The sequence below is a fragment of the Flavobacterium sp. RSP46 genome, assembly GCF_003984825.1.
Classification (GTDB): domain Bacteria; phylum Bacteroidota; class Bacteroidia; order Flavobacteriales; family Flavobacteriaceae; genus Flavobacterium.
The window spans coordinates 84,346-105,719 of sequence record NZ_RYDM01000008.1 but is presented as its reverse complement, the minus strand read 5'-3'; the positions used below and the strand labels follow the sequence as shown (position 1 = coordinate 105,719).

Genomic DNA, 21,374 nt, shown 5'->3' with positions numbered 1-21,374 from the left:
TTCTAAGCACTCCCTTTTGTGAACCAATAATACATGAAATAATAGGGAGCTATTTCGAGAGCGCAAAGATATAAAATAAAATAAAACAACTTACCGATTATTAAATTTTGATAATTTTTTATTGAAATAAAATAAGTTATAACATTGATTGTCAATATAATGCCTATAATTAATAATGGAATATTTATTGAGATTGTGTCGTTATAAAACAAAATAATATTGAATGGCAGTATGATTAATCCAATATAGGTCCTGTAAGTTACCTTTTGAAGGTTGAACTGCTCCATAAATTCTTCAATATTGAATGAGGTTGCAATTATTTTTTCGATTAAATACTTTGCTAAAACGAAGAAGATCAAGAACGTAAATATTTGAATATAAAGCAACCAGTCCGTTTTTGAAACAGGGCCAAAATAGCTCAATGCAATTTGGATGAAGAACGCAAGGGAGATGATTTGAACCAAAAATAAAGCAACAGTGAATCCGCTTTTGAGATGACTGCTGTCACGGTATACTTTGGTGTATTTATTGGAGAAAATAAGGTTCGCAAAATCACCAAAACGATTTTCGAAAATGGATCTAGTAATAGCAATAATAGCAAATGACAGCACAAAAAGTACGGTCGCCCAGTCTTTGTTCTCTGTTATTCTTGGATGAAGTATGGTTTCTATCATAACAGTGCAAAATTACTAATTTTTATGCCATTCTTTTTATTATAATTTTATTAAGGATCAAGTGGCATAAAAAGTTTACTTTTGCGGTGAAATTAGCCTAAATATGAATGATTGTATTGTTATAATTCCTACCTATAACGAAATTGAAAATATAGAAAGCATTATCCGATCGGTGCTTTCGCAACACAAACCCTTTCATGTGCTTATTATTGATGATAATTCACCAGATCACACTGCTGATAAGGTTGTTTTGCTTCAGAGAGAATTTGCAGGCAGATTGTTTTTAGAAAAAAGAAATAAGAAATCAGGTTTGGGAACGGCTTATGTACATGGATTCAGATGGGCATTGGAGCGCCGATATGAATATGTTTTTGAAATGGATGCCGATTTTTCTCATAATCCCAATGATTTAGAAAAATTGTACAGTGCCTGTCATTTTGGGGATGCTGATTTAGCAATTGGATCTAGATATGTAACCGGTGTCAATGTGGTGAACTGGCCTTTAAGCCGGGTGCTAATGTCATATTTTGCCTCTGTTTATGTGCGCATGATTACCGGAATGAAAATTCATGATGCTACCGCTGGGTTTGTCTGTTACAAAAGAAAAGTTTTAGAAGAAATCCATTTAAATTCCATTAAATTCGTTGGGTATGCCTTTCAAATTGAAATGAAATATAGAACATATTGTAAGAATTTTCAAATCGTAGAGGTTCCAATTATTTTCACTGATAGAACCAAGGGGCAATCCAAAATGAGTAATTCAATAATTATTGAAGCCGTTTTTGGAGTTATTTCGCTTAGATTAAAAAGACTTTTCAATACATTATAAGAAAAAAATACGATGAACAGGGTTTTAATAAAGAATGCCAAAATAGTAAATGAAGGAGTCATTTTTGAAGGTGATTTGTTAATTGAGAATGACCTTATTGTTGAAATTGCAGAAAGCATCAGCGCTAAATCCTCTGAATGTAAAATCATTGATGCCGAGGGAAATTATTTAATTCCCGGAGCCATTGATGATCAGGTGCATTTTAGAGAGCCAGGACTCACGCACAAAGGCGACATCGAATCCGAATCTAAGGCCGCAATTGCAGGGGGAATTACGTCCTTTATTGAACAGCCGAACACGGTTCCAAATGCGGTTACCCAAGAAATATTAGAACAAAAATACGAGTTGGCTGCCCAAAAATCGTATGCGAATTATTCGTTTATGATGGGTGCAACCAATGATAATTTAGAAGAGGTTCTAAAAACAAATCCAAAGAATGTTGCCGGAATCAAAATATTTTTAGGATCCTCAACCGGAAATATGCTGGTGGATAATGAAGCCACTTTAGAAAAAATATTTTCCAGTACACCACTGCTTATCGCGGTACATTGCGAGGATGAAACGACTATCCAAAATAATTTAGCAAAATACAAAGCAGAGTATGGAGAAGATGTTCCCATTACCGCACATCACCTGATCCGCAGTGAGGAAGCGTGTTATATTTCGTCTTCCAAAGCGGTTGCGCTGGCGAAGAAAACAGGAGCGCGTTTGCATGTTTTTCACCTTTCAACTGCTAAAGAAATGGATTTGTTTACCAATAAAATTCCATTGGAAGACAAGAAAATCACAGCTGAGGTTTGTATCCATCATTTGTGGTTTACCAATGATGATTATGCAACCAAAGGCAATCTGATCAAGTGGAATCCCGCGGTAAAAACTGCGAATGACCGGAAAGTGCTTTGGGAAGCCTTGCTGGATGATAGAATCGATGTGATTGCCACAGATCATGCGCCACACACATTAAAAGAAAAAAAACAATCGTATTTGAATGCGCCTTCCGGTGGGCCTCTGGTTCAACACGCTGTTGTGGCTATGTTTGAAGCCTTTCATCAAGGTAAAATTAGCGTGGAAAAAATAGTGGAAAAAATGTGTCATAATCCGGCAAAGATTTTCAAAATAGAAAAACGTGGTTTCATTAAAGAAGGCTATTATGCGGATTTAGTGATCGTAAATTCAGGTTTGCCGTGGAGTGTTAAGAAAGAAAATATTATGGCTAAATGTGGGTGGTCACCATTTGAAGGTTTTACTTTTAAGTCCAGAATTACCCATACTTTTGTAAATGGACAATTAGTATATAACGCATTTAAGGTAAAAGACATTCGTGTGGGCAAACGGTTGTTGTTTGAAAGATAAATTTTTGATAAATGAAAAAAATTATAGCATTTTTAGCGATCGGGACTCTCTTATTAGGTTGTAAAGAGGAAGTAGTCAAAAAACCGGAACGGCTTATTGATAAAGACGTTATGATAAATGTGATGTATGATTTGTCTGTTTTAGAAGCGATAAAATACCAAAATCCAGCCTCCCTGGACACGTTCAAAATAAATCCTACACAATATATTTATAAAAAATATAAAATTGACAGCCTGCAGTTTGCCAAAAGTAATATTTATTATGCGTCCGATTATGAGGGTTACAAAGTGATGTTTGAGCAAATGACCCAACGATTGGAGGATAACAAAAAACAAGTTGATTCTTTACTTACCATAGATAAAAAGAAAAAGAAATCCCTTCTTTTGAAAAAGAAAAAAACGCCTGTAATTGTTAAGGATACTTCGCGATTAAAACAGAATGAAGCGCCCTTTTAAAGCGCTGAAATGTCTTTTATGTAGTCGGTGATATTTGTAAAATCTGTTTTTAATCTGTTTTTAATCTTTTCATTGGAATACCTGTTTTTCGAGTAGGAAGCTTTTGCGGTAGCGTGCGATAATTTTCTCTTTTGTTGAAAAATAGTAGAAACGCACCAATCCAATCTCCAGAGAATTTCCATGAAAAAGGGTTTTGCATGAGTTTCAGGTCGTTTCACGCCCAATGCATCCGCCATAGTATTCAGGATGTCCCGGTAAACACTGTTTTCTGCAATCAAGGTAAAGTGTTCATTCTTGATTTCGCTTTGCATCAATTGATGCGCAATTCGGACCACATCAGTAACTGCAACAAATCCGGTTGAACCTAGCGTGTAAAATTGCAGTCCCTTTTTTACTTTCGTAAAAAGTTGTCCGCTTCCTTGCTCCCAATCCCGAAACTTCGGGACAGGCCCGAGAATGATGCCTGGATTTACAATTATCACATCTAAACCTTCTTGTTGTCCGCGCCAGATTTCCATTTCGGCACCATATTTAGAAATAGCATAATCAGTATGGTACTTTTCCGGATTCCATTCGGTTTCTTCGGTGATGAATTTTTCATGAGGCAGCAAATCACCCAAAGTGGCAATGGAACTTACAAAACACAGTTTTTTTATTTTATAAGCGATACAAAAATTCACAATATTTGCGGTGCCTTCAATGTTTGTTTTTCGCAAAGCATCTTCATCTTTTGGATCAAAAGAAATCAAAGCGGCACAATGGTAGACGGAATTAATATTCTGGAAGGCGATTTCTAACGAAGGGATTTCGGTAATATCTGCGGGAATCCATTCGATTTGCTCGAATAACGATTCCTTTTTGTAGATGACAAATAGGGATTTCGTTTTCTCCATTGAAGCAATGCTTCGATAAATAGCACGTACTTTTTCTCCATTTTCAATTAAATGAAGCAATAAGTGCGTGCCTACTAAACCCGTTCCTCCTGTGACTAAAATCATGCTACGAAAATACGAATAATTTTTTTTGAATAACCTATTAAACAAATAACCGAATCCACAATAAATTTTATCTTTGTGGAAATTGATTAAAAAGATGAAGAATTTTATTGAAGAAGTAACTTGGAGAGGAATGCTCCACGATGTTATGCCCGGCACAGAAGAACATTTGATGGAACAAATGCGTGTGGCGTATGTGGGAATTGACCCAACTGCCGATTCATTGCATATAGGACATTTGGTGGGTGTGATGTTGTTGAAACATTTTCAACTATCGGGACATAAACCATTAGCGTTAGTGGGTGGTGCAACAGGAATGATTGGTGATCCGTCCGGAAAATCAAATGAAAGAAATTTATTGGACGAAGCGACCTTGCGTCACAATCAAGAAGCGATAAAAGGACAATTGGCTCGTTTTCTGGATTTTACTTCCGATGCGCCAAATGCGGCGGAATTAGTGAATAATTACGATTGGATGAAGAATTTTTCTTTTCTCGATTTCATTCGGGATATTGGAAAGCACATTACGGTAAATTATATGATGTCCAAAGATTCTGTGAAGAAACGTTTGTCTTCTGAAGCTGCCGAAGGAATGTCATTTACTGAGTTTACGTACCAATTGGTTCAAGGGTATGACTTTTTGCATTTGTACAGAGAAAAGAATTGTACGTTGCAAATGGGTGGAAGTGACCAATGGGGAAATATCACCACGGGAACTGAATTAGTGCGTAGAATAGCGAGTGGAAAAGCGTATGCATTGACTTGTCCGTTGATTACAAAAGCGGATGGAACCAAGTTTGGAAAATCTGAAGGAGGAAATATTTGGTTGGATGCCGTTAGAACTTCTCCTTATAAATTTTACCAATATTGGTTGAACACTTCGGATGTTGATGCGGAGAAATACATTAAGATTTTTACTTTTTTATCCAAAGATGAAATTGAGGTTTTAACTGAAAAACATAAAGAAGCACCGCATTTACGTTTGTTACAAAAACGTTTGGCCGAAGAAACTACGGTATTGGTACATTCAGCAGAAGACTTAGAAAACGCCATAAAAGCATCGAATATTTTGTTCGGAAATTCCACTTCAGATGATTTGAAGCAATTGAACGAAGCTACTTTCTTAGATGTTTTTGATGGTGTTCCTCAAGCGGAAATCAATAGAAATGAGATTGAATCAGGAATCAATATTGTTGATGTTCTAAACGAAAAAACAGGATTTCTAAAATCGAATGGCGAAGCAAGACGCGCTTTGACAGCTAATTCTATTTCAGTAAATAAAGAAAAAGTAACCGAAGAATTCTCGCTTTCGAACAAAGATTTAATCAACAATCAATTTGTATTATTGCAAAGCGGTAAGAAAAATTATTTTGTGCTTCGGGTTAAATAATTGTATAACTTTACTTGAAATAACGAAAAGCTATGGAAACTCAATTTTTAACTGACGAAAAAGGAAATAGAACCGCAGTTGTATTGCCTATCAAGAAATATAATAAATTGATTGAAAAATTGGAAGATTTAGAAGATGTACGTCTTTATGATGAAGCCAAAAAAGAGGATGACGGTTATCGAATTTCTATAGACGAAGCTTTTAAAATTATTGAAGAAAAGCGCAAATTAGCGAAGTAATGGCTTATGCTATCGAATTTAGAAATAAAGTTTTGAAAGCTTTAATCAAAATTAATGAGCCTCACTATTCAGCAATCAAAAAGCAAATCTATGATTTAGCTGAAAATCCACGGCCGCAAGGGTATAGAAAATTGAAAGGAAGAAAAGGATATAGAATTCGTGTTGGAGATTACAGAATTATTTATGAAATTTTCGATGATATTTTGCTAATTGATGTTATCGACTTAGGTCACAGAAAAGATATTTATGAATAATTTTGCTCGTTAATTTGGTTAACCGATGAAATAAATTAACGATTAACCTTTTTACAAGACCATCAAATTACAACCTCGAATATCAGAATTATCAAAACGTCCCAATACTTCAAAAGAGTTGTTGGGATTTTTTTTGCCCAAATCCTGCGTAGCAATAAAGGAACAGGAATTGATGTTAGCTAAATCAATCACGTTGATACCGCCCGTTTTTCCGTCTGGAATGTAGGTCAAAGCATCTTCGGTATCGCGAACAAGGATTTGCACCCAAGATGGGCATTCAAATACGCCGTTTCCTAAGGAATACGCTTGCGAAAGCAACTCGGTCATTCCATATTCAGAATGTATGGCTGAAACGCCAAATCCTTTACACAATTGTTCGTGTAATTCTTCTCGAATCATTTCTTTACGTTTTCCTTTCATGCCGCCTGTTTCCATGATAATGGTGTGCTGCAGTTGAAACGAATGTTTTTTTTCTGAAAGTTCAGTTGTTTGCCCAAGGTCATCACGAACCTTCTTTTTTTTATCTAAAAAAGAACTTTTTTCGTTGAAGGTTTCAATTAAGTCCAATAAAGCAAAAGTAACCCCAATCAGGATTACATTTTGACCCGCTAGATCTAAAGCGATAAGCTTGGCAATCAGTTCGTCGTGATTGTGCAGGTAAAAACCACTCTCAGGATGATTGGAAAGTTCAATTAAATCCTTGACCATGTAAATTAAGGAAGATCCTTCCCGTTCCAGATAGGAAGGAAGCAAGGCCAAAACAACATAATCTTCAATATTGCCATAAAATTCGGAAAACCCTTTGCGGTAACTTTCTTCATACAGAGTGACGTCCGTAACTAAATGTTTGCTGGTTATGGGAATTACTTTTTTATCCAAATTCCCCCCTTTATGGGCTACGGGGCTTGTGGTTCCGCTGCTGGTAAAAGTTTCCTGAATGGGATTGGTATTCGAAACCACTTCATGACTCTTAAAAAACTGAATCGGTAAAAATGGAATTTGTTGTAGCGATTTTACTTTGTGAGGATCTGTTTTTAAAAAATCGCAAAATTCCTGATAGACCAAGTTGTTTTCGTATTGGAAACGAAACACTTTCAAAGCAATTTTCTCAAACTGTTTTTGACTGGAAATGGTAAATATATCGGAAGATGTGATCAATATTTTTTTTTGCAAAAGTAATCAAAAATTTAAAGGCAAACCAATAACGGAATGGTATAAACTTGAATCTGGGAGTTGATTTGGTTTAAGCATTATACAAAAAAGCCCCAACAGGATTGGAGCTTTTCTGATGTATTTTTGAAATTATCGGATGATTAATTTTCTGGTCGCTGATGCTTCTTTTTCATTGATCTTGATGATGTAAACACCAGAGGTTAGATTAGAGACATTTAGTTCTTTTGAGCTCAATATGGTTTGAAGTACTTTTTTTCCTAAAACATCAAAGATGATAATTTCTTTATCAAAATCGTTTTTTGTAGAAATGTACACTCTACCATTACTCACAGGGTTCGGGTACAAGCTTAATCCTTCAATTGAGACGTTTTCTTGTGTCTTTGGTTGTTGCTTAGTTTCCTGAGCACTAATGCCAAGGGAAAATAAAAAAACCAATAAAGTAATAGTATAAAAGTAGTTTTTTGCCATTAGATTAATTTGAATAGTAAATATACAAAATATATTTCAAAAAGCATACCAAAAAAACCTATCCAAATGATTGAATAGGTTTTAAATAAAAGTCCATAATCGGACCTATACTGGATAACGGAATTTTATTTTTTTAATAAATCCAATCCGTCAATAATTGACCATGATCCAGAAGTAAGTACAGCACCAGTTGCCGTTGTGCTTAAAGAGTAATTTCCGGTTGGAAATGTAACGGTGAATCCCGTTCCTACTCCAGCAAACTGAGAAGTACCATCATTAATTTTTACATTTGATAATTTTATCTTTCCACCTGAAACCTGATTGGTGTTTGTAGTTGCATCTTGAATTCTAACAGCAGTTGAACCTGACGTTGTGTAACCAGAAATTAAAATATTAGAGTATTCTCCATTTCCTTCTTTTTTGAATTGAATAGCATCATATTCAGCAGCTGAAGATCCTCCTTCAGTAACAGTTCCAGCAGCTCTTGTTAAAGTAATATTAGTAACTTTTGGTCCAAATGAATTATTTACTGATTTAGCTTCAATCTCCATACCATAATTTCCTGTTCCAACTTGGTAAGCGTACCAATTTGTATTTTCTTGACCTCTCCAGCCATCTTGCCAGTCAAAAGAGTCATCAAAATTACCATAAGAGATAAGATTTTTGGCACTTACTGTACCTCCGTAAAATTCAAATCCATCGTCAGCACCTTTGTAAGCAACTAAGTTTTCTAAAATAGTTCCTGTTCCTACTGAGTAAAATGAAAATCCATTTAATTCACTAGTGTTGTCAGTAAGTTTTTTTCCAGCATATTCTACACGTACGTATTTTAATGAACCACCATTGTGCGTAGCGTTTGTACCACCGTATGGCAAGTTGTTTCCGTCTTCAGATGTTGCTGTAGTAACGCCATTAGCACCTACTATAGGAGCATCTCCAAACATAATAATTCCACCCCATGAACCTGCAGTTTTAGAAGCTTCTGTAAGTACAATTGGCAATGCAGCAGTACCATTTAAGAAAAGTTTCCCTCCGTTTTCCACTAATAAAGCATCAGCTGTTCCATCAGCAAGAGTTGCTGTAATAGTTGAGCCAGCATCTATGGTTAAAGACCCTCCGCTTTTAATTTTTACTGTTCCTTGTATGGTGTAATTTCCTAATGGATACGTTTTTGCAGTTGTTATATCACCTGAAATAGTTCCTGTAGGTATTGGTTGTGTTGTGATTTCCTCGTTATCAGAAGAACAACTTCCTAAAGATAAAGCTACCATTGATAAGCTTAAGACTAATTTTTTCATTTTGTTACTGTTTGTTTGTTGTGATTATTTTTAACAAATTTACATTTATAGCTCGTAATGGACGTTAAGTCAATATTATAAAACCATTGCTAAAATTTGAACTTAAAGTAAATTTTATGTAAAGATTGTTAGGTTGTTGTGATTAATAAAAAAGGCTGTCATTTTTTGACAGCCTCGTTTTTTAAAAAGTATAAGATAAATTAAGTGAGAATCCTCGCCCTCTTTTGAAACTCTCCAATAATAAGGAACTTTCATTTATGATAAATTTATTGTCCTTGCCCAATTCCATTTTATATAATGGATTTAAAAGATTATCAACGACAAATTTAAGATCAATATTTTTGCTGATTTTACTAGACCACACAAAGTCTAACTTGTGAAATGGTTTTTCATAGATATTGTCCATACCCGCTGATCCTACAGCAAATATTCTTGGACCATATACGCCATATACTAATGAAATGGAGTTTTTCATAATTTCATTAAATTCAAAATCATATTTCAAATCTGAGTTGATGATCCATTCTGAAGCCCCTTGTAATTTTCTAGTTGAGTTATTCTCTAATGAACTGCCTCCAAAATTTACTTTCACATCGGTTTTCATCAATGAAGTGTTCATTCCGAAAGAGAAATCTGATAATACTGGAGATAAGCGTTCTAATTGCAATAGCAATTCAATTTCTGCGCCATATAAAAAAGCTTCTTTAGAATTTTGATACGTCATCAATTGACCACTTCCACCTGCACCTGCAATAAAAACTCTTTCAATAGGATTTTGGATTTGTTTTGCAAATAATCCAGCCGCAATGATTTCGTTGTTTTTTGGAAACAATTCATACTTCATATCGAAGTTAAAATTATCACTATTTTTTAAGTTTGGATTACCCAATATTGATTTTCCATCTGGGCTTACATATTGAATAGGTAATAATTCCATTGTAACAGGTCTGGTAATTGTTTTAGAACCATTAAAACGTAAATTGCTGCTTTCTGTCAAAGCATATTTTGCATTAATCGAGGGTAATACATCTAATTTTTGGTCTTTAATCTTTTGGTATGGTCCATTGATAATTTGACCAATATTTCTGTAATGAATTAATCGGTCTGAATTTTCGACTCTAAGTCCTCCATTGATTTCAAATTTGTCACCAATGTTGTAAAGTAAGCTAACATAGCCTGCGTTAACTAATTGATTTAATTTCACTTTATAATCAGCATTTGATTCTTCACGAACAGCTATGATTCCATTATTGACATCATCAACAATAAATTGATCAATGGTATTCAAGGGAGCTGTGTAGTTTTTGTTGACAGAACGTAATCCCGAGAAAATACGGTAAGTAGATCTTAAGTCATTCTCGAAAACATTATATCCTACAGTTATGCGATTGGATTTTCCGTTTTCTTTCTCATTAAACTTAAAATTATACTCTAATAAACCTGAGAAGTAGTAATTTCCTTTGATGTCTAAATACTGTCTGTTCAGATGATTTCCTCCATAAGAAGTATTAATTTCAGTTTCAGAAATTTTTTCACCAATAATAAATTTACGATCCGGTTGCTCATAAGCAGTTTTTACAAAAGAGCCACCGACTCTAAGCGAATGTTTTTCGTCCTCAGTTAGTTTTACATTTCCTAAAAGTTGGGTGTTCAAATAATCAGATTGATCAAATTGGTTTGTTCTGATTAAAATGTTAGGATTAGTAGATTGATTGTTCGTATACCCTAATTGATCCTGAATCTTGCTATCAGTGGAGCGTAAGTAAAACGAGTTGAACCCAATGTCAAAACGTTTAGCTTTATAATTTATTCCAATTAAAGCGGAAGCTGTCGTTTGGTAACTATAGCTTTCTTTGTTCAAGTTGTTGTCATAATCTCCAGCTCCTAAAATAAAAGTACGGTCTACACCCTTACGGATTATGTATTTATTATCTGCATTCAACGAAAGTGTGTAATTTAACTTTGCATCATTGTTTAAAGTAAATTTTTCGGCATGTATAAAACCAATACTTGTATTTAATGGGCTTGAAGTTTTATCAACATTCCAAGTATTGTTCTTGTAAGCATCATTATATCCAGTAGGAGATAGTTTTTTTCCGGTTGGAACATTTCCAAATTCATTACTTAACTGACGGTCTTGACCATTCAGTCCCAAAGCGCCTCTACTATTGTTTGCATCGCTATGAATTAAAAAATCAGAACCGTTATTTGCAGTAGTAAAACCAGTACCAATGTTGATTTTAGTAATGCTTTTTGATTGTACAGTTTCAATGTTTACAGTAGCTCCGGCAAAATCTCCAGAAATATTAGGATTAAAAGTTTTGTAAACATTTAAAACTCCTACGATATCTGTTGGGAAAAGATCTAGTGGAATTATTTTGGTGAACGGACTATTTGAAGGTGCTTGCAGGTCATTTATCAAAAGATTATTGTACCTGTCCTCTAGCCCCCTTACGAATAAACCCCTAGATTCTACTTTAGAGATTCCGGTAATTTTTGTCAAACCTTCTTCAACATCACTTACTCCTTTACGAGCCATTTCCTGTGCTCCAATACTTTGTTTGAAGACAACTGCGTTTTTTTGGTCTAATAAAAGAGCGGTTTCCTTTTCTCTATTTACAGTAGATCGCACCACTACATCTTCTAGTTTGTAGCTTCCGGAACCTAAAGTTTTGTTTAATGTTACAGTTTGATTAGCAACTACTGTTACAGGAACTTCTACAGATTCATATCCTACAAAACTAAACTGTAAAGTATATTTTCCAGGAAGTATTGTTATGGCATATTTACCATCAATATCAGTATTTGTTCCTATATTAGTTCCTTTAATGAGAACGTTAGCAAATGGTAATGATTGGTTGTTAGAATCCTTATCTGTCAAGATACCTGCTATAGTTCCTTTGTTCTGTGAAAAAGAAACAGCGGTTATAAATAACGTTAAAAATAATAATTTGAATTTCATCTGGTTTAAATTTTTTGCAAAGTAACAGCCGAAATGTAAAATGTAAGTTACTGGTTTGTTATGATTATGTTTTATTTTACATCATAAAGTGGCCTCAATATTAAATTACCGTTAACAGCTTTTCAATAGCTCATTTATGATTACATTTACAATTCAAAATAATTTTTGGTGCTTTATGAAGAAAAAAAATACTAAAATTCTACTAGTAGACGACGAACCGGATATCTTAGAAATTGTAGGGTATAATCTCGCTCAAGAGGGATATCAAATCAGTACTGCCACAAACGGGAAAGAGGCTATAGCAATCGCTAAAAAAGAATTGCCGGACCTAATTATAATGGATGTAATGATGCCGGAAATGGATGGCATGGAAGCTTGCGAGAACATCAGAAAAATACCGGAACTCAGTAATGTAATCATAACTTTTTTAACCGCCAGAAGCGAAGATTACTCTCAAGTTGCGGGCTTTGATGCCGGAGCTGATGATTACATCACTAAACCAATAAAGCCTAAATTATTAGTCAGTAAAGTAAAAGCCTTACTGCGCCGATTAAAAGAAAAAGAACAAAATAGCGAAACTCTTAATGTTGGTGGAATCGAAATCAATCGGGAGGAATACAAAATTGTAAAAGATAATATCGAAATTGCCTTACCCAGAAAAGAATTTGAATTGTTTTATTTATTGGCTTCAAAACCGGGAAAAGTTTTCAAAAGAGATGAAATTCTGGATAAAGTGTGGGGCAATGAAGTAGTTGTTGGTGGTAGAACCATAGATGTTCACATCAGAAAATTACGTGAAAAAATTGGCGAAGAGTTGTTCAAAACAATAAAAGGAGTGGGATATAAGTTTGAAGTATAAATGACAATAAATTTTAAAAAAACATATCGTTTTGCCGTAAAGTCGGCCCTGTATATTACCCTTTTTTCTACTGCATTGGTAAGTTTGCTGATTTACCTTTTTTTTACTTTTTCCTACCAGTTTAGCCTGATTTTTGCCATTTCGATTGCTACTTTTTCATTTATAGTGATTCAATATCGGGTGGAGCGTTTTATTTATAAAAAGGTAAAAAAAATATATGATGACGTTTCTTTATTAGAATCAAGTACCTTCAGAAACCAGCCCATAACCACTGACATGGCGACTCTTACAAGGGAAGTCAAGAAGTTTGCTACTGACAAAAAGCTGGAAATTGAAACCTTAAAAGTTCGGGAGGAATACCGGAGAGAATTTCTAGGCAATGTCTCTCACGAACTAAAAACACCTCTTTTTATGGTTCAGGGCTATCTGTCAACCTTACTTGACGGAGCCATGAATGACAAAACAATCCGAAAAAAATACCTGGAACGCGCCGAAAAAGGAGTCGAAAGACTGATTTACATTGTGCAGGATCTGGACATGATTACCAAACTCGAAATAGGGGATTTGCATCTGGAAATTGTCGAGTTTGACATCGTTAAACTCGTTCAGAATGTATTTGATTTGCTCGAAATGAAAGCATCTAAAAAAGATATTTTGTTGATGTTTGACATGAAATACAACAAACCCGTTATGGTCATTGGAGATCAGGAAAAAATACAACAAGTGGTGATGAACCTTATTGTAAACTCAATCAAATACGGAAAATTAAAGGGCTCTACCGAAGTAAGTATTGAGGATTTGACAGCAGAAAAAGTCATCGTTCGTGTCACCGATAACGGGGAAGGAATTGAGAAAAAAAATATCCCAAGACTTTTTGAACGTTTTTATAGAGTAGATAAAAGCGGAGCAAGAACAGAGGGAGGCTCTGGGCTGGGATTGTCCATAGTAAAACATATTATCGAAGCACATGACGAGAAAATTTATGTAGACAGCACGTATCATGTTGGATCTGAGTTTTCATTTACCCTGGAAAAATCCAAGTCAGGGGAATAAGTACGGCCATCTAAATTCCTTCAGGTCAAATAGAATTAATAATATCCTTTACCTAATAAGCACAATTATTTTAGGATCATTCACTTGTGTTATTGATGTTATTAAGTTGATGTCAAAATAATAATTTAGTAACGGCAGTCTTACTTTCGAGGGTCATATTTGCAAAAGACACCACAAGTTTGTTGTGGTATATTTATGATGACATCCAAGTGTAACCGTACCATCACGATTCTTTTTTGAACTATAAAGCAACACTCAGGCATAAATCATCATGAGGTTGTCGTACAATGAGACAGTTGTTTTGAAGGCCAACTAATTCCATCAGAGCAAACAAAATTTCACCTTTCACTTTAATACAGATATGGAACAAATATATATAGTAATGCTTGTGGTTTTAGGCATTTTGGCAATAATTGATCTAGTTGTCGGGGTTAGTAATGACGCAGTAAATTTCTTAAATTCGGCAATTGGTTCTAAAGCAGTGTCGTTTCGTACTATTATGATTGTGGCCAGTCTAGGTATTTTAGTAGGAGCGCTATTTTCCAGTGGTATGATGGAAATTGCCCGAAGTGGTATTTTTGTTCCCGCCATGTTTAGTTTTAATGATGTTATGATTATTTTCCTGGCCGTAATGATCTCAGATATTATATTATTAGATGTTTTTAACTCAATAGGATTACCAACTTCGACTACAGTATCCATTATTTTTGAACTTTTAGGGGCAGCGCTCTGTTTGGCAGTCTATAAAATTTATGTTTTGGATGATAGTTTTGATACTTTAAGTGATTATATCAACACTGAAAAAGCATCACAAATTGTTTTTAGTATCCTACTGTCTGTCATTCTTTCTTTCACTCTTGGAAGTTTTGTGCAATATGTTTCTCGACTAATTTTTACTTTTCAATATGAAAAAAGAGTCAAATATATAGGTGCAGTTTTTGGAGGATTAGCCATTACTGCGATTACTTTTTTTATCCTGATTAAAGGATTGAAAGGAGTTTCTTTTATCGATCAAGCTACTCATGTCTGGATAAAAAGCAATCAATTACTGATAATAGGAGTAAATTTTGTTTTTTTCACACTGCTTTCTCAAGTGTTGATGACTTTCTTCAAAATAAATATTCTCCGAGTAATCATCATAGTAGGGACTTTTGCTTTGGCTTTAGCTTTTGCCGGGAATGATTTGGTTAACTTTATCGGCGTTCCTATTGCGGCCTATAACTCCTATGAAATTTTCAATGGTTCAGGAATTTCTGGAGATCAATTTATGATGGGAGCGTTGGCTAATGATAATATTGTGGCGCCATTTTATTTTTTAGTTTTTGCAGGAGTGGTTATGGTTATAACACTTTGGACTTCAAAAAAAGCCAAAACTGTCATCGAGACCGGCCTTAATTTATCCAGACAGGGTGATGGCGTAGAGCGTTTTTCACCCAATATGTTATCCAGATATATTGTACGATTTGGCGTTTATATCGGACTGGGAATTAATTATTTTTTACCAAAATCAATCCAAATCAAAATTGATAAGCAATTTGAGAAACCGGAAGTCAAAGGAAAAAAACGAAAAGACGAACCTGCTTTTGATATGGTTCGTGCGGCTGTAAATTTGATGGTAGCCAGTATTTTGATATCGATAGGGACTTCTTTAAAGTTGCCACTTTCTACAACCTATGTTACTTTTATGGTGGCCATGGGAACTTCATTTGCAGATCGCGCTTGGGACCGCGAAAGCGCAGTGTATCGTATTGCAGGGGTTTTTAATGTGATTGGGGGATGGTTTGTAACAGCAATTGTTGCATTTGTTTCGGCCTTTATCTTTGCGTATTTCCTCAAAGTAGGTCAAGTATATGCTTTCATCGGATTGCTGGTTGGATTAGGAATTCTTTTGTATCGAAGTTCAAGAAAGCATACTAAAACCATTAAAGCCCAGCAAGAATTATTGCTCTTGAAAAGAGAAGATATTGTTACCATAAATGAAGTTATTAGGGAGTGTACCATTCAGATTTCCAGAGTGATAAGCGGTTCAGACACGATTTATAGAGAGGTTATCGAAAATCTTAGCCTTCAGGATTTAGGGAAGTTAAAGGAGAATAAAAAAGACATCAAAAAACTCGAAAAAGAAGTCGATGAATTAAAGAGTAATGTATACTATTTTATAAAGAATCTGGATGAAACCTCGGCAGAGGGCAGTATGTTTTATGTCATGATTTTGGGTTATCTTCAAGACATGATTCAGTCCCTTGGATTCATCTCACAAAACAGCTATGCACATATCAATAACAATCACAAACAATTAAAATTCAATCAAATTAGGGATTTGAAAAGCTTAGACAATAAGCTTGAAAAATTATTTGAAGATATTATTGTTATTTTTCAAGAAGGTTCGTTTGACAAAATTGATGTTCTTTTAGAAACCAAAATGGAGATTTACGATCAAGTATCTAAATTAATTAAAAAACAAATTGAAAGAATTAGAACGGTAGAAACCAGTCCTAAAAACAGCAAGTTGTATTTCGCGTTACTTTTAGAAACTAATGATTTGATAAAAGCAACGATGCACTTACTCGAATTATTCAAAGAATTCAATAGCCATGCTAATTCAAAAGGTACAAATCTGTAATTCAGGAGTGCTTCTTTTTTTGGTAAACATTCAATACTAATCTTAAAAAAACCATTTGAGAGAATGGGTTTTTAGGGGTTAAGGGTACTTATTTTTGTGTTTTGGAAAATATCAAAAAGCGATTTCCAGTCAATATTGCAATGCAAGGTTTGTAAACCACGGTAGGACGCTACTTCACTAAGATTTTCAATTTTGAAATCATCCTGATTTGCATAGGGAACTAACCCTTCTTTTTTTAGCTTTCTGGCTAAATATTCCTGTTCGTATTGGCCTGGAGTTGGAATAAAAAAAGCCTTTTTACGGAGTTGGGCTAGATCCATAATTGTGGTGTATCCGGAACGGCACAACACCATTTCACTTTCGTTAAAAGCCTGCTCTAACTGGGAAGAATTCATGTAATTATAATAGGTAACAGGATTGATTTGAGTTACTATTTGTTCGGTTTCAATCTTTCCTTCAATAAATATGACATTCCCGCGGTATCGTGCGATTTCTTTTTTCAGGGAATCCTCCAGCAAGCCGCGCTGAGGTTCTGGTCCGGAAAGAATAATCATTAAATCATATTTTTTTGGGACTAATTTTTTTTGCAATCGACTCAAAGGACCAATGTATCTAATTTTGAGATTTGGATCGTCAACATGTCCCATTTTTCCGGTTAGATTAATTGATCCGGCAAGATCTGGAACCCAGCATTCTGTGTATTTTTTTATAATATGTTGGTGGATCTTACTGGTAATCCAAGTGGTATTGCCAGTCATTACATTCAATTGATGGGTAATAAATACCGAAGGAATTTTTTTGCTGAACACACCCAGTCGGTTGTCGGATATAATCCCGTCAATCCTATATTTTGAGATCCATTTTTTAATTATTTTTTTTTCTTCCCAAATTGCTTCAAGCATTTTTGGGCTATTTTTTAATAATTTCCATTTAAAGTGAGCTCCATTTTTTGCATATTCTATCTGGTAGGATGGCAGTTCCAGCGTTTGTACAGTAGGGAATTCCTTTTTTAGCAAAGCCAATGCAATTCCATCAGAAGCAATTATAGGAATGTAGTTGTTCTCTAATAAGGCCTTAATAATTGGAATACAACGTGTAGCATGGCCTAAGCCCCAGTTTAATGGCGCAATCAAAATAGTTTGTTGGTTGGCATTCAAATCCATGTGGCTCTGTAGTTTAGTGGTTTAAATTTGAAAGATAGACAATGAACGTGTATTTAATATTGCGAGGGCATTACCAAACTATTAAATTGTGGTATTAAAAATAGGCTCTCAATTGAATATTTCCAGTATGTATGGCCTGGGTTGTTTCACTTTTCCGACCCTGATAATTAAAATTAACATCTAAAAACTGGGTGATATTTTTTTGTAAAAGAAGCCTCCAAGTGATGTTTTGTCCGGTTTGTAGCCCTTCCAGCATTTGAAATCCAACCGAAGAGAATTCATTTCCTTCGAATTTATTTTGGTAAAAAGAGACTTCGCCGTTCATCGTAAATTTTTTTGTACCTGCATACGAAAAGGCAGTTCCAAAACGGTTTTGCAGCAGCGTTTCTGAAACCCCAATTTGGTTTTTTTTATTCTGTAATTCATAAAAGAGGTCCCAGCTCGTGCTTTTAGAAAATAGATAACTGATTTTAGGAGCTAATTGATAACCGTTTATAGCATAGTTTTTCTCCGGGAAATTTTCTGATTCAATGGTTGTTTGTATCGTTTTGGCAAAAAAACCTAGCAGCCAGCTTTTCTGGTACAAATGATTGTACTGCAATTGATGCGAATTGTTGGTAGCCTCTTGAGAGCCTATAGACAACAAGTTTTTAGTTTTATTTTGCAGATATGAATACGTGGCGGAGTGGTTTTGTTTTCCTCTATTGTAAAACAAACTGTTCCTTAAACTCGAGTTTAATCCCAACACATTTTCAGTAGAACTGCTGAACGGATTTAATTCGAAATTATCACCCTCACTTCTAGTTTTTCGGTCGATGATGAAAGCGGTTTGATTGTAGAAATACGAAAGTATTTTCTTAAAACCTTTTTCGTTCTGCCATTGATTGGGATTCAGGGTCACGGATTGCGAGAATTTGTTTTGATGTGTTTTTATGTAAACCCTGTTGGGAAGAAAGATGCGGATGAATTTTGCCTGGTCAATAAACGTGGCGACTTCAAACTCCTGTAATTCCTGAATTCCATTGACGTTATAGTCGTTCCAGGTGTAAATTCCCTGGCCCGCAGGAACTTCCAGATACGTGAATTCCTGTTGGGGAATGGTCCCGGAATTCGTTTCATAAACCGTTGTGCTTTGTATCAATTGATTGAAAAAACGATCCGTGTACACGATTCTGGAGTTCAATGTTGGTTCTTTTTTTCGTGTAGCGTCCACAAATTCCAAGATCCTATAATTGGCAAAAAGGGACAAATCGCTTTTATTAGTTTGAATTAATTTTGATTTCAACAACCAAGTTTGAGATGAATTTACCCTTTGGATCAGACCATTTTGTAAACTGTCATTGGATCTTCTTAGGTATCCCAATTCTACAAAAACTTTGGTGCTGTCTCCGCGACCGGTAAAAAATCCGTACTCTGTAAATTTTTGACTCAAAGCCGAAAATTCATTTGAAATTTTATTTTTCTCCTGATTGTCCTCTAAGCGCAAGCGAGAGCCAATCCAGTTTTTGTCAATATGAAAACGGATTTGGGATTGGTTTCTTAAAAATTCAGAGGATGAAATCGTTCCGTCACTTTTTAGGGAACTGCCTTGATTTTGAAAAGTCCAGTTTTTTATTTGAAACAAGCCATTTAAAACATGTCGATTTCCCGAAAAATTTCCCGAAAAATCCAGTTTTTCAAACTGATACATCAATAGTCCTTTGTTTGTTGAGTTGGGTTTAGGGTTTAAATCCAATTGCAGTCCGGAAATTAACAAACTTTGATTTCCTATAGCCGCAGTTCCTAAGTTCCAATCCCGGTCAAATTCGATGTTGTACAGCCGTTCTACAGCCCTGAAATTTCGCTGAATAAATTGATAATTCGCAAAAGCATCTACGTGCCATTTTTTTGAAAAAAGCCGTTGCTTGGCATTGATTTTTGCAGCCAGGCCCTGATTGTTTGCATCGTCAACGGGCGAAAATAAATTGCTGTCGTTATTGCTGAGACCAATTTCAAAATCGAGTACCGTTTTATCAGTGGGATTGTATTTCCCTAAAAAGGTGGTCACTTGGATTTTTGTAGGAGCAATCAATTGTATGACGGGTTCATAACTTCCTTGCGAAACGCCGTTAATGGGAGCTATATACTCATAAACCCTGGTGATCGTGGCTGAACTTGTCAAAATATAATTTCCATTATTCAGTCCTACTAAAGTAAATCGAACATTGAATAATTCCTGCTGTGCTTCATTTGAGTACTCAAAAATTTCCACAGCATTGAGGATTGTTTTTCGGTACAGCACCTTGTTTTCAGAATAGGAATCTGCAAATGCTGACGGGGCAACCATTAAATCCGGATTATCTCCCGCATTAACTAATATCTGGGCTTGTTCTTGGGATAAATTTTGTTGTAAAGGTTGGTTTTTCAGGTCGTTTTCCGAATATAAATAGCCTCCAAAACTCCAGTTTTTATTTTCGTGCGTGGCGCCTGCATAGGTTATAAATCGAGTGTAATTTCGATCTGAATATTGGTATTCTATGGCAATTCGCATTTCGGAAGTAATCGTGAAAAGCGGGGTAAACACGATTTCACCCGCATTATAATCAATCGTGTAATCATTGTTTTCGCCTCGTTTTAATAAAACACCATTTACATACACCCGCTCTGATCCTGAAATAACGAGTACATACAGCTCTCCATTTTGCCCTTTTAATTTATAGGGACCCTGATTGCCTTCTTGGCCCACAATATCGCTTTTTGCATATTGTCCTCGGACCAGCGCTGCTGAGGCAAATACATTTGTTTTGTTTTCTTCGGTTCCAAAGGTGAAGGTGGTGGCGAGTCCCTGCACTTTTTTATTGAAATTCAGGAATTGGGATTTCTTGTTCTCTAGAAAAATATCACCCGCTCGAATGTTCCAATCGGCACTGAATAATTCCATGAATACATTATCGAACTGGTCTAATTTTTGGGAATAACCGCCATCCTGCAGCGGAATGTTACTGTCTTGAATGGAGGCTCTTAAGCTTACTTTTTCAGAGATTTTTCCTGTGATTTGTAAGTCTAAATTGGAATTCAAAACGGCATTTTGATTGTTTCCTATGGTAATGCCACGGGTAATACTTCCGGATGTGTTCAAGCCGTCAAAAGGTACATTTTTATTTGGTTTTTTATTTTTTAGGGTATATAAATCACCTGATCCGGCTTCGTTGCTTACTACTTTGGCAGAATCATAAATGCGGTATTCTTTAGTAAGGATCTCCGGAAATTTCAAATAGTGTACCGTTATTGAATCGTTGTATTGGGCACTGTTTTCTTTTAAAAACAAAGTCCCTTCACTGAAATTTACCGTATAAAAAGTGATTTCGATGGGTTTGCCATTGGCGTCAAGCAATTTGAAAAAACTGGAATTAATGCTTTCTTTTTCAAGATGAATGGTGTCACGGGAAAAAGGGATTTTTTTGGTTTTGTACAACGAATTTATTTCCTGTGCGTGGAGCCCAGAAATACAGCTTATTACAGTCCAAAAAAGTAATTTTTTCAACATAAATACTATAACTCGAAAGTGTCAAAAGTAGTATTTATAATTTGATAATTACAAAAGGTT

General features: G+C 35.2%; 17 protein-coding genes. 9 read left to right on the top strand and 8 right to left on the bottom strand.

Features of this window, described 5'->3' with window-relative positions:
- Positions 1-2: 2 nt before the first annotated feature.
- Complete coding sequence (locus EKM01_RS12595; protein ID WP_126457604.1) at positions 3-674, bottom strand: DUF4271 domain-containing protein; 672 nt, start codon at positions 672-674, stop codon at positions 3-5.
- Between the two features lie 103 nt (positions 675-777).
- Between EKM01_RS12595 and EKM01_RS12590 the strand changes: the two genes are divergently transcribed.
- From EKM01_RS12590 to EKM01_RS12580, 3 genes are read left to right on the top strand one after another with little or no spacing between them, the layout of a single operon-like run.
- Positions 778-1,503: a polyprenol monophosphomannose synthase gene (locus tag EKM01_RS12590; protein WP_126567721.1), complete on the top strand. Its 726-nt coding sequence runs from the start codon at positions 778-780 to the stop codon at positions 1,501-1,503.
- A 12-nt stretch (positions 1,504-1,515) separates the two neighbouring features.
- Positions 1,516-2,856: a dihydroorotase gene (locus EKM01_RS12585; protein ID WP_126457602.1), complete on the top strand. Its 1,341-nt coding sequence runs from the start codon at positions 1,516-1,518 to the stop codon at positions 2,854-2,856.
- Between the two features lie 11 nt (positions 2,857-2,867).
- Positions 2,868-3,311: a DUF4296 domain-containing protein gene (locus EKM01_RS12580; protein WP_126561444.1), complete on the top strand. Its 444-nt coding sequence runs from the start codon at positions 2,868-2,870 to the stop codon at positions 3,309-3,311.
- On the opposite strand, the gene EKM01_RS12575 is transcribed toward EKM01_RS12580, so the two are convergent.
- Entirely contained in the window at positions 3,308-4,309 is a 1,002-nt protein-coding gene (locus EKM01_RS12575) for an NAD-dependent epimerase/dehydratase family protein (RefSeq protein ID WP_126768583.1), read from the bottom strand. The genes EKM01_RS12580 and EKM01_RS12575 overlap by 4 nt on opposite strands.
- Positions 4,310-4,403: 94 nt before the next feature.
- Here EKM01_RS12575 and tyrS point away from each other — a divergent pair, with 94 nt between their 5' ends.
- Genes tyrS through EKM01_RS12560 form a run of 3 tightly spaced genes read left to right on the top strand, consistent with a single transcriptional unit; the run spans position 4,404 to position 6,189 of the window.
- Positions 4,404-5,696, top strand: a complete 1,293-nt coding sequence (gene tyrS, locus EKM01_RS12570; RefSeq protein WP_126457599.1) for a tyrosine--tRNA ligase — start codon at positions 4,404-4,406, stop codon at positions 5,694-5,696.
- Between the two features lie 32 nt (positions 5,697-5,728).
- Positions 5,729-5,935 (top strand): hypothetical protein, encoded by a 207-nt coding sequence (locus tag EKM01_RS12565; protein WP_126457598.1) that lies wholly within the window; start codon positions 5,729-5,731, stop codon positions 5,933-5,935.
- Positions 5,935-6,189, top strand: a complete 255-nt coding sequence (locus EKM01_RS12560) for a type II toxin-antitoxin system RelE/ParE family toxin (RefSeq protein WP_126553988.1) — start codon at positions 5,935-5,937, stop codon at positions 6,187-6,189. The genes EKM01_RS12565 and EKM01_RS12560 overlap by 1 nt, the downstream gene beginning before the upstream one ends.
- Before the next feature lie 51 nt (positions 6,190-6,240).
- Here EKM01_RS12560 and EKM01_RS12555 read toward each other — a convergent pair whose 3' ends face one another.
- The 4 genes from EKM01_RS12555 to EKM01_RS12540 all read right to left on the bottom strand — a co-directional run bounded on the left by EKM01_RS12555 (position 6,241) and on the right by EKM01_RS12540 (position 12,090).
- Complete coding sequence (locus tag EKM01_RS12555) at positions 6,241-7,347, bottom strand: acyl transferase (RefSeq protein ID WP_126768582.1); 1,107 nt, start codon at positions 7,345-7,347, stop codon at positions 6,241-6,243.
- A gap of 144 nt (positions 7,348-7,491) precedes the next feature.
- A complete protein-coding gene (locus EKM01_RS12550) occupies positions 7,492-7,830 on the bottom strand; it encodes a T9SS type A sorting domain-containing protein (protein WP_126561447.1) in 339 nt (112 codons plus the stop codon).
- A 125-nt stretch (positions 7,831-7,955) separates the two neighbouring features.
- Positions 7,956-9,128 carry a hypothetical protein gene (locus EKM01_RS12545; RefSeq protein ID WP_126768581.1) on the bottom strand — a complete coding sequence of 391 codons (1,173 nt, stop codon included), beginning with the start codon at positions 9,126-9,128 and terminating at the stop codon, positions 7,956-7,958.
- Positions 9,129-9,309: 181 nt separating this feature from the next.
- On the bottom strand, positions 9,310-12,090 hold the full coding sequence (locus EKM01_RS12540) for a TonB-dependent receptor (RefSeq protein WP_126768580.1): 2,781 nt from the start codon (positions 12,088-12,090) through the stop codon (positions 9,310-9,312).
- A gap of 175 nt (positions 12,091-12,265) precedes the next feature.
- Here EKM01_RS12540 and EKM01_RS12535 point away from each other — a divergent pair, with 175 nt between their 5' ends.
- From EKM01_RS12535 to EKM01_RS12525, 3 genes are all read left to right on the top strand, one after another.
- Positions 12,266-12,949: a response regulator transcription factor gene (locus EKM01_RS12535; RefSeq protein WP_126455532.1), complete on the top strand. Its 684-nt coding sequence runs from the start codon at positions 12,266-12,268 to the stop codon at positions 12,947-12,949.
- A complete protein-coding gene (locus EKM01_RS12530) occupies positions 12,950-14,002 on the top strand; it encodes a cell wall metabolism sensor histidine kinase WalK (protein ID WP_126457593.1) in 1,053 nt (350 codons plus the stop codon).
- A gap of 361 nt (positions 14,003-14,363) precedes the next feature.
- Positions 14,364-16,625, top strand: coding sequence for an inorganic phosphate transporter (locus EKM01_RS12525; protein ID WP_126768579.1), 2,262 nt, complete (start codon positions 14,364-14,366; stop codon positions 16,623-16,625).
- Between the two features lie 71 nt (positions 16,626-16,696).
- Here EKM01_RS12525 and EKM01_RS12520 read toward each other — a convergent pair whose 3' ends face one another.
- Entirely contained in the window at positions 16,697-17,788 is a 1,092-nt protein-coding gene (locus EKM01_RS12520; RefSeq protein ID WP_126768578.1) for a glycosyltransferase, read from the bottom strand.
- Positions 17,789-17,882: 94 nt separating this feature from the next.
- Positions 17,883-21,314 carry a hypothetical protein gene (locus tag EKM01_RS12515; protein WP_126768577.1) on the bottom strand — a complete coding sequence of 1,144 codons (3,432 nt, stop codon included), beginning with the start codon at positions 21,312-21,314 and terminating at the stop codon, positions 17,883-17,885.
- Between the last annotated feature and the right edge of the window lie 60 nt (positions 21,315-21,374).